This is a genomic window from Enterobacter sp. CFEC122 (genome assembly GCF_052983755.1).
The window spans coordinates 125,036-138,003 of sequence record NZ_JBRIQR010000008.1 but is presented as its reverse complement, the minus strand read 5'-3'; the positions used below and the strand labels follow the sequence as shown (position 1 = coordinate 138,003).

Below are 12,968 nucleotides of genomic sequence, written 5' to 3'. Positions count from 1 at the left end.
TCGCCCGGTGGCGCTGCGCTTACCGGGCCTGTGAATATCCCCTCTCCCTGTGGGAGAGGGTCAGGGCACCAGGCCGCACCTTACTTAACCATTTTCCCCTTCAGCAGTTTCCTTACCCACAAGCGATTCGGATTCAGTCCCGCAAGCGTAACCCTGTCCAGCGGAATTGGCTCGTCGCTCATTTGCGCGGCTAATACTTCAGCCAGCAGCGGCGCAGAGCACAGCCCACGGGAACCCAGCCCGCCCAGCATAAACAGCTCCGGATACACCGGTGCGGCCACCGCCGTTTCCTTGTTTTCAGCCAGATCTTTATAGGCCGCAAGCGTCGCGTCATAGTCCGGCGCGTTGCCCGCCATCGGCAGATGATCGCGGGTGGCGCAGCGCACGCCGCAGCGCGCGTCACCCTCGCTGACGTCAACCTCTTTCGCCCACGCCGCATCCGGGAAACAGTCAATCAGGCGCTGGCGGTTTTGCGCCTGATCCGCTTCGCTATAGCGCATATCCGTTTCGCCACGATGATAGCTGGCCCCGATGCAGTGATGGCCGTTAGACGGATTTTGCGGTGTCAGATAGCCGTCATAGCACAGCACCTGGCGCAGTTTGCCGAGCGCAGGCGCGGTGGGGATATGGCTTACCTGGCCGCCGACCGGATAAACCGGCAACGCTGCTGTCTGGATAAACTGGCTGATGTGATGCCCGTTGGCCAGCACAACGCTGGCATGGCTCGCCTCCTTGCCATCAGCAAAACGCAGATCCCAGCGTTCTGTCCGGGTGAACGATTCCACCTTGTGGGCATACCGCACCGTCAGCCCTTGCGACTGCGCCAGGGCAATGACCGCCGCGGTCAGTTCGGCCGGGCACAGCCAGCCGCCGAGCGGGTACTGAATGCCCCCGCATCCGGTTTCTACGCCAGCGGTGTCCGCCACCACTTGCGCACTGACCGCGCGGGCAATCTCTTCCGGCAGGCCCAGCGACAGCATCTGCGCGATCTTCTGCTGGCTCTTCTCATCCCAGCCGAGCTGCGTCACGCCACACCAGTCGTGGTCGAATGCCACTGGCAGCGCGTCGTACAGGCGGCGGGCGAAGGTAAAGGCCGCGGGGAAAAACTGGAACAGGGCCGGATCGTGTGCGCTTAAAAGCGGATAGAGCGCGCCCTGGCGGTTGCCGGATGCGCCGCTGGCGGGCGCGTCGTCAGCGCAGTAGAGCGTGACCTGCCAGCCACGCTGGAGAAGGGCGAGCGAGAGCAGGGCGCTGGCGATCCCGCCGCCAACGATCGCCACGTCGCGCGATGCGCTGGCGCGGCGCGCAAACCAGGGCGTCTGAGCGGGGATGTCCAGCGTCTGCTCCATCCTGCCGACAAGCATGTCGCGCTTGCGGCCAAAGCCTTTGGTCTTCTGCATGGTAAAGCCCGCCTCCTGCAGCCCACGGCGGACAAAGCCCGCCGAGGTGAAGGTGGCAAGGGTAGCCCCAGGGCGCGCCAGCCGCGCCATCGCGTTAAACAGATGCTGGCTCCACATGTCCGGGTTTTTGGCAGGGGCAAAACCGTCCAGAAACCACGCGTCGACCTTCTGATTCATCGAATCATCGAGCCTGTCGGTCAGGTCGTTGATGTCGCCGAGCCATAAGTCCAGCGTGACGCGTCCACCGTCCAGAATCAGACGGTGACAGCCGCCGATGTGGGGCGGCCACTGCGCCTGAAGCTGTTCTGCCCAGGGCGCAAGCTCCGGCCAGCGCTGGTGGGCAAGCCGCAGATCGTGCGCGGTGAGCGGGAATTTTTCGAAACTGATGAAATGTAATCTTTGTAGCGTAGCCTCAGGGTGAGCAGCGTGGAACTGATTAAACGCCTGCCAGAGGGTTAAAAAATTCAGACCGGTGCCGAATCCACTTTCCGCGACCACAAACAGGCTCCGCGGGTGCGCCGGGAAGCGGGTGCTGAGCTGGTTTCCGTCGAGGAAAACATAGCGAGTTTCTTCGAGTCCGTTATCATTAGAAAAATAGACGTCATCAAAATCTCGGGAAACAGGTGTACCCTCAGCGTTGAATTCGAGGTTGGCGGGTTGTATAGCGTTTTGTTTCACGTAAGTTACTCGTCTGACAGGCAGTGGCACGATCTTAACGATGTGAGTCCATCGGTGCAAATTTCCGCAGAAAATGTCTGATCGGACTTGTTCGGCGTACAAGTGTACGCTATTGTGCGACTCGAAACTTACTATAGTGCGACTTACAGAGGTATTGAATGAAACGTGCAGTGATTACTGGCCTGGGCATTGTTTCCAGCATCGGTAATAACCAGCAGGAAGTCCTGGCATCTCTGCGTGAAGGACGCTCCGGGATCACTTTCTCTGAAGAGTTTAAAGATTCAGGTATGCGTAGCCACGTATGGGGTAACGTCAAACTGGACACCACCGGTTTGATTGACCGCAAAGTGGTTCGTTTCATGAACGATGCCTCTATTTATGCTTATCTCTCCATGCAGGAAGCGATCAAAGATTCCGGCCTGAGCGAAGAGGTTTATCAGAACAACCCGCGCGTGGGTCTGATTGCCGGCTCCGGCGGCTCATCTAAAGCGCAGGTATTCGGTGCTGACGCCATGCGTAGCCCGCGTGGTCTGAAAGCGGTAGGTCCGTACGTGGTCACGAAAGCCATGGGTTCTGCGGTTTCCGCGTGCCTGGCGACCCCGTTCAAAATCCACGGTGTGAACTACTCCATCAGCTCCGCGTGTGCGACTTCCGCACACTGTATCGGTAACGCTGTTGAGCAGATCCAGCTGGGTAAACAGGACATCGTATTTGCTGGCGGCGGCGAAGAGCTGGGCTGGGAAATGGCCTGCGAATTCGACGCGATGGGCGCACTGTCCACCAAGTACAATGAGACCCCGGACAAAGCCTCCCGTACCTACGATGCGCACCGTGACGGTTTCGTTATCGCGGGCGGCGGCGGTATGGTTGTGGTTGAAGAGCTGGAGCACGCTCTGGCACGTGGCGCGCACATCTATGCTGAGATCGTGGGCTACGGCGCAACGTCCGACGGCGCCGACATGGTTGCTCCGTCCGGCGAAGGCGCGGTGCGCTGCATGAAGATGGCGATGCACGGTGTTGATACCCCAATCGACTACCTGAACTCCCACGGTACTTCTACGCCGGTAGGTGACGTGAAAGAGCTGGGTGCGATCCGTGAAGTCTTCGGCGACAACAGCCCGGCAATCTCCGCGACCAAAGCCATGACCGGTCACTCTCTGGGTGCGGCTGGCGTACAGGAAGCGATCTACTCTCTGCTGATGCTGGAAAACGGCTTTATCGCGCCAAGCATCAACATCGAAGAGATGGACGAGCAGGCTGCTGGCCTGAACATCGTGACCAAACCAACGGACGCGACGCTGACTACCGTCATGTCCAACAGCTTCGGTTTCGGCGGCACCAACGCCACGCTGGTCATGCGTAAGCTGAAAGCATAAGTTTTATGTTTGATTCGAAAGGGGAGCCATAAGGCTCCCTTTTTTATGCATTGACAAGCGGCTGATCTCACAGGCAAACTTCACCACTCAACATTATCCTCACGATAATGCGTAAGCGTTTAACGTCAACCAACGCACCTTAATCCTGATAATCAGGTAGAGGGGGCGTGGCATTTCCCCGCCTTACTCTTCATTTCGGAGTAAAGCATGACTGCAGTAACTCAAACAGAAACAACCCCTTCAGCGAACGTCTCGCTGTTCCGTATCGCCTTTGCGGTATTCCTGACCTATATGACCGTTGGCCTGCCGCTGCCGGTGATCCCGCTGTTCGTACACCAGGAGCTGGGCTATGGCAACACCATGGTCGGCATCGCCGTGGGTATCCAGTTTTTAGCGACGGTTTTAACCCGCGGCTACGCCGGACGGCTGGCGGACCAGCACGGTGCCAAACGTTCGGCGCTGCAGGGCATGTTTGCCTGCGGCCTGGCGGGCGGCGCATGGCTGCTGGCGGCTCTTCTGCCGGTCGACGCGGCGTATAAATTTGCGCTGCTGGTGCTGGGCCGTTTAATCCTGGGCTTTGGTGAAAGCCAGCTGCTGACCGGCACCCTGACCTGGGGAATGGGGCTGGTGGGGCCAGCACGTTCCGGCAAGGTGATGTCCTGGAACGGCATGGCCATCTACGGCGCGCTGGCCGCCGGGGCACCGCTTGGGCTGCTGATCAACAGCCAGTTCGGTTTTGCGGCGCTGGCTGCCACCACCATGGCGCTGCCGCTGGCGGCATGGGCGTTTAACGGCTCGGTGCGTAAGGTGCCCCCGCACAAAGGCGAGCGTCCTTCCCTGTGGAGCGTGGTCGGCCAAATCTGGCAGCCGGGCCTGGGCCTGGCGCTGCAGGGCGTGGGTTTTGCGGTGATTGGGACGTTCGTCTCGCTCTATTTTATGAGCCGCGGCTGGGCGATGGCCGGTTTTACGCTTACCGCGTTTGGCGGCGCGTTTGTGCTGATGCGCGTCTTCTTCGGCTGGATGCCGGATCGCTTTGGCGGCGTGAAGGTGGCGGTGGCGTCGCTGGTCATTGAAACCATCGGTCTTCTGCTGTTGTGGAATGCACCCGTGGCATCCGTTGCGCTGCTTGGTGCGGCGCTGACCGGCTGCGGCTGTTCTCTGATTTTCCCGGCACTCGGTGTAGAAGTGGTGAAGCGCGTGGCTCCGCAGGTGCGCGGGACGGCGCTCGGCGGCTATGCGGCGTTTCAGGATATCTCATACGGGGTAACCGGGCCGCTGGCCGGGGTGTTAGCCACCTCGTTTGGCTATCCGTCCGTCTTCCTGGCCGGTGCGGTTTCCGCGGTGGTGGGGATCGTGGTGACGCTGGTGGCGTTTCGCAGAACGTGAGTCGTTGTTGCCGGGTGGCGCTGCGCTTACCCGGCCAACAGTTCGAGCCGTTGTAGGCCCGGTAAGCGCAGCGCCACCGGGCAAAATATCAGGCAACCAGCCAGAAAATCGCCAGCGCAATCAGTAATGCAATAAACATCAATCCCGGACGCGCAGAAAGTGTTCTGAAGGTCTCCACGACCGGCGCAAACAGCGGACTGTAGATCGGCTGAATATTTCTCACCTCTGGTACGCCGCCTTCGCGCTCGGCGCGGCGAACGAAGATCTGGTTGAGCAGATCCTGCACCTGCGCGGTAGTCAGTACCGTTTGCGGCGTGGCCTGCCAGTTCTGCTGGGCATAATCCCGAATCACCTCGAACTCGTGCGGCTCAAGCGGCTGTTTCAGCGCCGCCTGCACAGTATGCAGGGTAGGGGCGCTCTGGGTGCTGAGCGTCTGGCGTGCCTGGAGCCAGGTCACCAGATGGGTAAACTGTTTGGCCGGGATCAGCTCGCCTGCTTTCACGCCCGACAGCTCCAGCATGGATTGCCAGATAAGCTTCGTCGGCTCGCCGGTGGCCGCGGCCAGCTTCGTCACCATCTGCTTGAGCGTATTGTGCTCGGCGGGCAGCAGCGGACGCTCGGTCGCCGGGCGCACCTGCGGCTGCGGAATCGACAGCTCATTGTTCTGCAGCAGCGTCAGCACGGTTTTGAGCTGGTCGGGCGTAAGCTGGCCCAGCGCGGTCTGACCATACTGCTGGCGAATAAAATCACTCACCGCCTGGCGGTTATTTCCCTGGCCCAGCAGCTCCGTCAGCTGAGAAACAATCTGGCGCGTGGTGTGGTTCTGCTGCGCGGTCGTAATACGCTGGTTCAGATTTTGCTCGGCAGCGGGGAAATGGCGCGACTGCAGCGGTGCGTCGTTCCTCACGCCTAAATCATGCTTCACCCCGGCCCAGACTTCCGCGTTTTGCTGTGAAGTCAGCGCAATCAGGCGCGTGATCAGTCGCTCCAGCACGGTGCGCTGTTGCGTGGATAGCGGTTGTTCACCGGCAACGTTTGGCGTGACGGGGCCTTCACCCGGAGGGCGTGGCGGCGTACCTGAAATGGGCTGCATCGTCAAAAATCCTTAAAGTCAAAACTCAGCGTAAACCTGGCAGACGTATATGCCTGGCGGCCAGATTATGGCACACTTGGCAGGTTTTCTTCCTCTCAAACAGGTACTCAGACGTGAAAATCCTCGTTGATGAAAATATGCCTTACGCCCGTGAGCTGTTTAGCCGCCTGGGTAACGTTAAGGCTGTTCCTGGTCGCCCGATCCCGGTCAACGAACTGGACGATGCCGACGCCTTGATGGTGCGCTCGGTGACCAAAGTAAATGAGGCGTTGCTCGCCGGTAAGGCGATTAAGTTCGTTGGGACCGCAACGGCAGGGACCGATCATGTGGATGATAAATGGCTGAAGCAGGCCGGAATCGGTTTCTCCGCCGCGCCGGGCTGTAACGCGATTGCCGTCGTGGAATACGTTTTCTCCTCGCTGCTGATGCTGGCCGAGCGCGACGGGTTTGCGCTGAAAGACCGCACCGTGGGGATTGTCGGCGTGGGTAACGTCGGCGGACGCCTGCAAAAGCGCCTGGAAGCGTTAGGGATCCGCACGTTGCTGTGCGATCCGCCGCGCAAAGACAACGGCGATGATGGGGATTTCCGTTCGCTGGACGAGCTGGTTGAACAGTGCGACGTGCTGACGTTCCACACGCCGCTGTTTAAAGAGGGGCCGTATAAGTCTCTGCATCTGGCCGATGAGGCGTTAATTCGCCGTCTGAAGGCTGGCACTATTCTGATAAATGCCTGCCGTGGTCCGGTAGTCGATAACGCCGCGCTGCTGACGTGTCTGAACGAAGGACAAGACCTCAGCGTGGTGCTGGACGTCTGGGAGCCGGAGCCGGACCTCAACGTTGAGCTGCTAAATAAGGTTGATGTGGGCACGGCGCATATCGCTGGTTATACCCTCGAAGGGAAAGCCCGCGGTACGACGCAGGTCTTCGAAGCCTACAGCGCCTTTATCGGCCATCCGCAGCAGGTGGCGCTGGATACCTTACTCCCCGCGCCTGAATTTGGCCGCATTACCCTTCACGGCCCGCTCGATCAGGCAACGCTGAAAAGGCTGGTGCATTTGGTGTATGATGTGCGCCGCGATGATGCGCTGCTGCGTAAAGTGGCGGGGATCCCGGGTGAGTTTGATAAGCTGCGCAAGAACTACGTTGAGCGTCGCGAGTGGTCTTCCCTCTATGTGATGTGCGACGACGCGTCGGCGGCGACGCTGCTGCACAAGCTGGGGTTTAACGCCGTTCATCACCCGGCGCATTAATGTCTTCTTAATGCTCCCTGTCGGATACTCCGACAGGGACGCTTTTTTATTTCTGGAGTAAACCACCATGTCTGAAGGCTGGAACATTGCCATTTTAGGTGCCACGGGTGCCGTGGGCGAAGCCCTGCTCGAAACGCTTGCTGAGCGTCAGTTCCCGGTGGGCGATATCTATGCGCTGGCGCGAACGGATAGCGCGGGTGAGCATCTGCGTTTTAACAATAAATCCGTCATGGTTCAGGATGCGGCGGCGTTCGACTGGACGCAGGCGCAGCTGGCGTTTTTCGCCGCGGGCGCTGAAGCCACTACGGCGTACGTTGAAGAGGCGACCAACGCAGGCTGCCTGGTCATCGATCTGAGCGGCCTGTTCTCCATGGAGCCGGATGTGCCGCTGGTGGTGCCGGACGTGAACCCGTTTGTACTGGCTGACTACCGCAACCGTAACGTCATTGCGGTACCGAACAGCCTGACCAGCCAGCTGCTGACCGCCCTGAAACCGCTAATCGACGACGGCGGCCTGTCGCGCATTACCGTGACCAGCCTGCTGTCCGCGTCCGCAAACGGCAAAAAGGCCGTTGACGCGCTGGCCGGGCAGAGCGCGAAGCTGCTGAACGGCATCCCGATTGACGAAGATGATTTCTTTGGCCGCCAGCTGGCGTTCAACATGCTACCGCTATTGCCGGACCGCGAGGGCTCCGTGCGCGAAGAGCGTCGTATCGTCGATGAGGTGCGTAAAATTCTGCAGGACGATGGCCTGATGATCTCCGCAAGCGTCGTGCAGTCCCCGGTCTTCTACGGTCACGCGCAGATGGTCGGCTTTGAAGCGCTGCGTCCCCTGGCGGCAGAAGAGGCGCGCGATGCGTTTGGCCGTGGGGAAGACATCGTCCTCTCTGAAGAGAGCGAGTTCCCGACGCAGGTAGGCGACGCCACCGGTAGCGCGCATCTTTCCGTTGGCTGCGTGCGTAACGACTACGGTATGCCGGAGCAGGTTCAGTTCTGGTCCGTTGCCGACAACGTTCGTTTCGGTGGCGCGCTGATGGCGGTCAAGATCGCCGAGAAACTGGTGCAGGAGTACCTGTACTGATGTCAGACGTGGAACAAAAGCCGGTTCATAAAATTGCCCTCGGTATTGAGTACGATGGCAGTAAATATTATGGCTGGCAGCGTCAGAATGAGGTGCGCAGCGTCCAGGAGAAACTGGAGAAAGCGCTCTCTCAGGTGGCAAACGAGCCGATTAACGTCCTGTGCGCAGGCCGTACGGACGCGGGCGTTCACGGCACGGGGCAGGTGGTGCACTTTGAGACCACCGCCGTGCGTAAGGATGCCGCCTGGACGCTGGGTGTAAATGCGAATTTGCCTGGTGACATTGCGGTGCGCTGGGTGAAAGCTGTGCCGGATGATTTTCATGCGCGTTTCAGCGCCACCGCGCGTCGTTACCGTTATGTCATCTACAACCAGCGTCTGCGTCCGGCGGTGTTAAGCCAGGGCGTGACGCATTTTTATGAACCGCTCGATGCGGAACGCATGCATCGCGCGGCGCAGTGTCTGATTGGTGAAAATGACTTTACCTCGTTTCGTGCGGTGCAGTGTCAGTCCCGCACGCCGTGGCGTAATGTCATGCACATTCACGTCAGCCGTTTTGGCGCGTATGTGGTGGTGGATATCAAAGCTAATGCCTTTGTACATCATATGGTGCGGAATATTGTGGGCAGCCTGATGGAAGTGGGTGCCGGACACCAGCCGGAGAGCTGGATTGCAGACCTGCTGGCAGCGAAGGACAGAACGCTTGCGGCAGCCACGGCGAAAGCGGAAGGGCTGTATCTGGTCTCGGTAGACTATCCGGATCGGTTTGACCTGCCGAAACCGCCAATGGGGCCGCTGTTTTTAGCGGACTAAACAAAGGTGCAATTAAGGCTTAGACAATATGGACGTAATTCGTTTTTTGATTGATTTCATCCTGCATATTGATGTTCACCTGGCAGAGCTGGTCGCGCAGTACGGCGTCTGGGTTTATGCCATTCTGTTCCTCATTCTGTTTTGTGAAACCGGGCTGGTTGTCACGCCGTTCCTGCCGGGCGATTCACTGCTGTTTGTCGCCGGGGCGTTATCGGCGCTGCCCACCAACGATCTGAATGTGCATCTTATGGTGGTGCTGATGGTGATTGCCGCCATCGTCGGTGATGCGGTCAACTACACGATTGGACGCGTATTCGGTGAGCGGCTGTTCAGCAATCCGGATTCAAAAATTTTCCGCCGCAGCTATTTAGATAAAACTCATGCGTTTTATGAACGCCATGGCGGAAAAACCATTATCCTTGCGCGCTTTGTGCCTATTGTGCGCACATTTGCACCGTTTGTGGCGGGAATGGGACATATGTCCTATCGTCATTTTGCCATGTATAACGTCGTGGGGGCGCTGCTGTGGGTACTGCTGTTTACCTATGCGGGCTACCTGTTTGGCGATCTCCCGGTGGTTCAGGAAAATCTTAAGTTACTGATTGTAGCGATTATTGTGCTTTCCGTACTGCCGGGCGTTATCGAAATCATTCGTCACAAACGTGCGGCGGCAAAGCAAGCGAAGTAAATGCACGCTGGCGGTTCGACCACTTTTTTATCCAAAGTTTCGGGCTGTTATGTTTTAATGTGCAACATTCATGGTCTGTTGGAGGCAAAAATGGCATTATTCGCCTCTTATAGCAAAACTGGCATACGACCAGGTTCAGGCAGAAAGGTTATCAATGAGCTGGATTGAACGAATTAAAAGCAACATTACCCCAACGCGTAAAGCGAGCATTCCTGAAGGGGTATGGACGAAGTGTGATAGCTGCGGCCAGGTTCTGTATCGCGCAGAGCTGGAGCGCAACCTTGAGGTGTGTCCGAAGTGTGACCACCATATGCGTATGTCGGCGCGCAACCGCCTGCATAGCCTGCTGGACGAAGGTTCTCTGGTAGAACTGGGCAGCGAGCTTGAGCCAAAAGACGTGCTGAAGTTCCGCGACTCCAAAAAATATAAAGATCGTCTGGCCTCCGCACAGAAAGAGACCGGCGAGAAAGACGCGCTGGTCGTCATGAAAGGCACCCTGCATGGGATGCCGGTTGTTGCCGCTGCGTTTGAGTTCTCCTTTATGGGTGGCTCAATGGGCTCCGTGGTCGGTGCGCGCTTCGTGCGTGCCGTTGAGCAGGCGCTGGAAGACAACTGTCCGCTGATCTGCTTCTCTGCCTCCGGCGGAGCACGTATGCAGGAAGCCCTGATGTCCCTGATGCAGATGGCTAAAACCTCTGCAGCGCTGGCGAAGATGCAGGAGCGCGGTCTGCCGTACATCTCCGTGCTGACCGACCCAACCATGGGCGGCGTCTCCGCGAGCTTCGCGATGCTGGGCGACCTGAACGTCGCTGAGCCAAAAGCGCTGATCGGCTTTGCGGGTCCTCGCGTTATCGAGCAGACCGTTCGTGAAAAACTGCCGCCGGGATTCCAGCGCAGTGAGTTCCTCATTGAGAAAGGCGCCATCGACATGATCGTCCGCCGTCCGGAAATGCGCCTGAAACTGGCGCGCATCCTGGCGAAGCTGATGAATCTGCCAGCGCCGAACCCGGATGAGCCGCGTGAAGGCGTGGTGGTACCGGATCAGGAACCCGAGGCCTGATAACTGAAAAGGGCAGGGCCGGTTGGCGCTGCCCTTTTGCTTTCTAATCTGTTAATGACAACCGGGCATTATGGAAAATAAAAGCATTCCCCAAGCCACGTCGCCCCTGGCCGCGTGGCTTTCTTATCTGGAAAACCTGCACAGTAAAACCATCGATATGGGGCTTGAGCGCGTAAGCCAGGTTGCCGCGCGTCTTGATGTGCTGAAACCGGCGCCTTTCGTGTTCACCGTCGCAGGCACCAACGGCAAAGGTACCACCTGCCGCACGCTGGAATCCGTCCTGATGGCGGCGGGCTACAGGGTCGGCGTGTACAGCTCGCCACATCTGGTACGCTACACCGAGCGGGTTCGTGTGCAGAACCGCGAGCTGCCGGAGTCGGCGCATACGGCATCGTTCGCGGAAATTGAAGCCGCGCGCGGAGAGACCTCATTAACCTATTTTGAATACGGCACTCTGTCGGCCCTGTGGCTGTTCAAACAGGCCCAGCTGGACGTGGTGATCCTTGAGGTTGGTCTTGGCGGACGTCTTGATGCGACCAATATCGTCGATGCAGACGTGGCGGTAGTGACCAGCATCGCGCTGGATCATATCGACTGGCTGGGGCCCGATCGTGAAAGCATTGGCCGCGAGAAGGCCGGTATTTTCCGGGCAAATAAACCTGCCGTGGTGGGCGAGCCGGACATGCCGCACACCATTGCTGACGTGGCGAACGAAAAGGGCGCACAGCTGCTGCGCCGCGGCGTTGACTGGCAGTATGAGGTTCAGGACAACGGCTGGCGCTTTAGCGACGCGCAGGGGGCGCTGGATAACCTGCCGCTGCCGCAGGTCCCGCAGCCAAACGCGGCAACCGCGCTGGCGGCACTGCGCGCCAGCAGTCTCATGGTCAGCGAACAGGCGATCCGCGAGGGTATACAAAACGCGATTCTGCCAGGACGTTTCCAGATTGTGAGCGAGTCACCGCGCCTGATTCTGGATGTGGCGCACAACCCCCACGCGGCGGCGTATCTCGCGGGACGTCTCAAATCGCTACCAAAAACCGGGCGCGTGCTGGCGGTTATCGGTATGCTTCATGATAAAGATATCGGCGGGACGCTGGCCTGCATGGAGAGTGTGGTCGATAGCTGGTATTGTGCTCCTCTGGAGGGGCCACGCGGCGCGACGGCTGAGCAGCTGATGGAACATCTCGGCAAAGGCGCAATCTACAGTAGCGTGGCGCAGGCCTGGCATGCCGCGATGGCGGAGGCTAAACCAGAAGATACCGTGCTGGTGTGTGGTTCATTCCACACGGTGGCACATGTCATGGAAGTGATGGACGCGGGGAGAACCGGTGGCGAGTAAGTTTCAGAACCGTTTAACAGGAACCATTGTGCTGGTCGCGCTCGGGGTGATTATTCTTCCCGGGCTGCTCGACGGGCAGAAAAAGCATTATCAGGATGAGTTTGCCGCGATTCCGCTGGTGCCGAAACCGGGCGACCGCGATGAGCCGGATATGCTGCCCGCGGCGACGCAGGCGCTGCCTGCTCAGCCTCCGGAAGGGGCGGCGGAAGAGGTGCGCGCGGGCGATGCCGCCGCACCGTCGCTCGATCCGTCTCGCCTGGCGGCCACGAGCAACAGCGATATCGATCCTGTGCCGGTCGAGCAGCCTAAACCGGTTGAAAAACCGAAGCCGGTTGAGAAGCCGCAGCCGAAACCGCAGCGTGATAAAGCGGCAGAACAGCTCGCCGCAGCGTCAGAGACGCCTCCGCCAGCAAAACCGACGCAGCAGGACGCCGCTGCCCCAACGGGCAAAGCCTACGTGGTGCAGCTCGGTGCGCTGAAAAATGCGGACAAGGTGAATGAGGTGGTGGGTAAACTGCGCAGTGCGGGATATCGTGTTTACACTTCACCTTCCACGCCGGTGCAGGGTAAAATTACCCGTATCCTCGTGGGGCCAGAAGCGTCTAAAGACAAACTGAAAGGGTCGCTGGGTGAGCTGAAGCAGATCTCCGGCCTGAGCGGTGTGGTGATGGGCTACAGCGCGAACTAAGTACGACCTGCTCCTGTAAGAGAGAGGCGATAAGCCACGGCGTTGAACATTTTTTCAGCGCCTTTTTTATTTACGCGCGGGAAGGAAATCCCTACGCAAACGTTTTCTTTTTCTGTT

General features: G+C 58.9%; 11 protein-coding genes. 9 read left to right on the top strand and 2 right to left on the bottom strand.

Annotation, left to right across the window (positions count from 1 at the left end):
* Positions 1–80: 80 nt before the first annotated feature.
* Positions 81–2,078 carry a bifunctional tRNA (5-methylaminomethyl-2-thiouridine)(34)-methyltransferase MnmD/FAD-dependent 5-carboxymethylaminomethyl-2-thiouridine(34) oxidoreductase MnmC gene (gene mnmC, locus ACVCAM_RS08030; protein WP_055321852.1) on the bottom strand — a complete coding sequence of 666 codons (1,998 nt, stop codon included), beginning with the start codon at positions 2,076–2,078 and terminating at the stop codon, positions 81–83.
* Positions 2,079–2,236: 158 nt separating this feature from the next.
* Here mnmC and fabB point away from each other — a divergent pair, with 158 nt between their 5' ends.
* Both fabB and ACVCAM_RS08020 read left to right on the top strand, forming a co-directional pair.
* Positions 2,237–3,454 (top strand): beta-ketoacyl-ACP synthase I, encoded by a 1,218-nt coding sequence (fabB, locus tag ACVCAM_RS08025; protein WP_008502605.1) that lies wholly within the window; start codon positions 2,237–2,239, stop codon positions 3,452–3,454.
* A 207-nt stretch (positions 3,455–3,661) separates the two neighbouring features.
* Positions 3,662–4,840, top strand: coding sequence for an MFS transporter (locus tag ACVCAM_RS08020; RefSeq protein WP_055321851.1), 1,179 nt, complete (start codon positions 3,662–3,664; stop codon positions 4,838–4,840).
* Between the two features lie 88 nt (positions 4,841–4,928).
* On the opposite strand, the gene flk is transcribed toward ACVCAM_RS08020, so the two are convergent.
* Positions 4,929–5,933, bottom strand: a complete 1,005-nt coding sequence (gene flk, locus ACVCAM_RS08015) for a flagella biosynthesis regulator Flk (RefSeq protein WP_008502603.1) — start codon at positions 5,931–5,933, stop codon at positions 4,929–4,931.
* 113 nt (positions 5,934–6,046) lie between these two features.
* Between flk and pdxB the strand changes: the two genes are divergently transcribed.
* The 7 genes from pdxB to dedD all read left to right on the top strand — a co-directional run bounded on the left by pdxB (position 6,047) and on the right by dedD (position 12,851).
* On the top strand, positions 6,047–7,183 hold the full coding sequence (pdxB, locus tag ACVCAM_RS08010) for a 4-phosphoerythronate dehydrogenase PdxB (protein ID WP_023294134.1): 1,137 nt from the start codon (positions 6,047–6,049) through the stop codon (positions 7,181–7,183).
* Positions 7,184–7,250: 67 nt separating this feature from the next.
* Complete coding sequence (locus tag ACVCAM_RS08005; RefSeq protein ID WP_055321850.1) at positions 7,251–8,264, top strand: aspartate-semialdehyde dehydrogenase; 1,014 nt, start codon at positions 7,251–7,253, stop codon at positions 8,262–8,264.
* Entirely contained in the window at positions 8,264–9,076 is an 813-nt protein-coding gene (truA, locus tag ACVCAM_RS08000) for a tRNA pseudouridine(38-40) synthase TruA (RefSeq protein ID WP_021241572.1), read from the top strand. Before ACVCAM_RS08005 ends, truA begins: the two co-directional genes overlap by 1 nt.
* A 28-nt stretch (positions 9,077–9,104) precedes the next feature.
* A complete protein-coding gene (locus ACVCAM_RS07995) occupies positions 9,105–9,764 on the top strand; it encodes a DedA family protein (RefSeq protein WP_008502599.1) in 660 nt (219 codons plus the stop codon).
* Between the two features lie 154 nt (positions 9,765–9,918).
* Positions 9,919–10,824: an acetyl-CoA carboxylase, carboxyltransferase subunit beta gene (accD, locus tag ACVCAM_RS07990; protein ID WP_008502598.1), complete on the top strand. Its 906-nt coding sequence runs from the start codon at positions 9,919–9,921 to the stop codon at positions 10,822–10,824.
* Positions 10,825–10,894: 70 nt separating this feature from the next.
* Positions 10,895–12,163: a bifunctional tetrahydrofolate synthase/dihydrofolate synthase gene (folC, locus tag ACVCAM_RS07985; protein ID WP_023344599.1), complete on the top strand. Its 1,269-nt coding sequence runs from the start codon at positions 10,895–10,897 to the stop codon at positions 12,161–12,163.
* Entirely contained in the window at positions 12,153–12,851 is a 699-nt protein-coding gene (gene dedD, locus ACVCAM_RS07980; protein ID WP_008502596.1) for a cell division protein DedD, read from the top strand. The genes folC and dedD overlap by 11 nt, the downstream gene beginning before the upstream one ends.
* The last annotated feature ends 117 nt before the right edge of the window (positions 12,852–12,968 follow it).

What these genes read in the sequence shown, in the direction of transcription:
- fabB (WP_008502605.1), top strand. Translation starts at nt 2,237, where the DNA reads ATGAAACGTGCAGTGATTACTGGCCTGGGCATTGTTTCCAGCATCGGT.
- ACVCAM_RS08020 (WP_055321851.1), top strand. Translation starts at nt 3,662, where the DNA reads ATGACTGCAGTAACTCAAACAGAAACAACCCCTTCAGCGAACGTCTCG.
- flk (WP_008502603.1), bottom strand. Translation starts at nt 5,933, where the DNA reads ATGCAGCCCATTTCAGGTACGCCGCCACGCCCTCCGGGTGAAGGCCCC.
- ACVCAM_RS08005 (WP_055321850.1), top strand. Translation starts at nt 7,251, where the DNA reads ATGTCTGAAGGCTGGAACATTGCCATTTTAGGTGCCACGGGTGCCGTG.
- truA (WP_021241572.1), top strand. Translation starts at nt 8,264, where the DNA reads ATGTCAGACGTGGAACAAAAGCCGGTTCATAAAATTGCCCTCGGTATT.
- ACVCAM_RS07995 (WP_008502599.1), top strand. Translation starts at nt 9,105, where the DNA reads ATGGACGTAATTCGTTTTTTGATTGATTTCATCCTGCATATTGATGTT.
- accD (WP_008502598.1), top strand. Translation starts at nt 9,919, where the DNA reads ATGAGCTGGATTGAACGAATTAAAAGCAACATTACCCCAACGCGTAAA.
- folC (WP_023344599.1), top strand. Translation starts at nt 10,895, where the DNA reads ATGGAAAATAAAAGCATTCCCCAAGCCACGTCGCCCCTGGCCGCGTGG.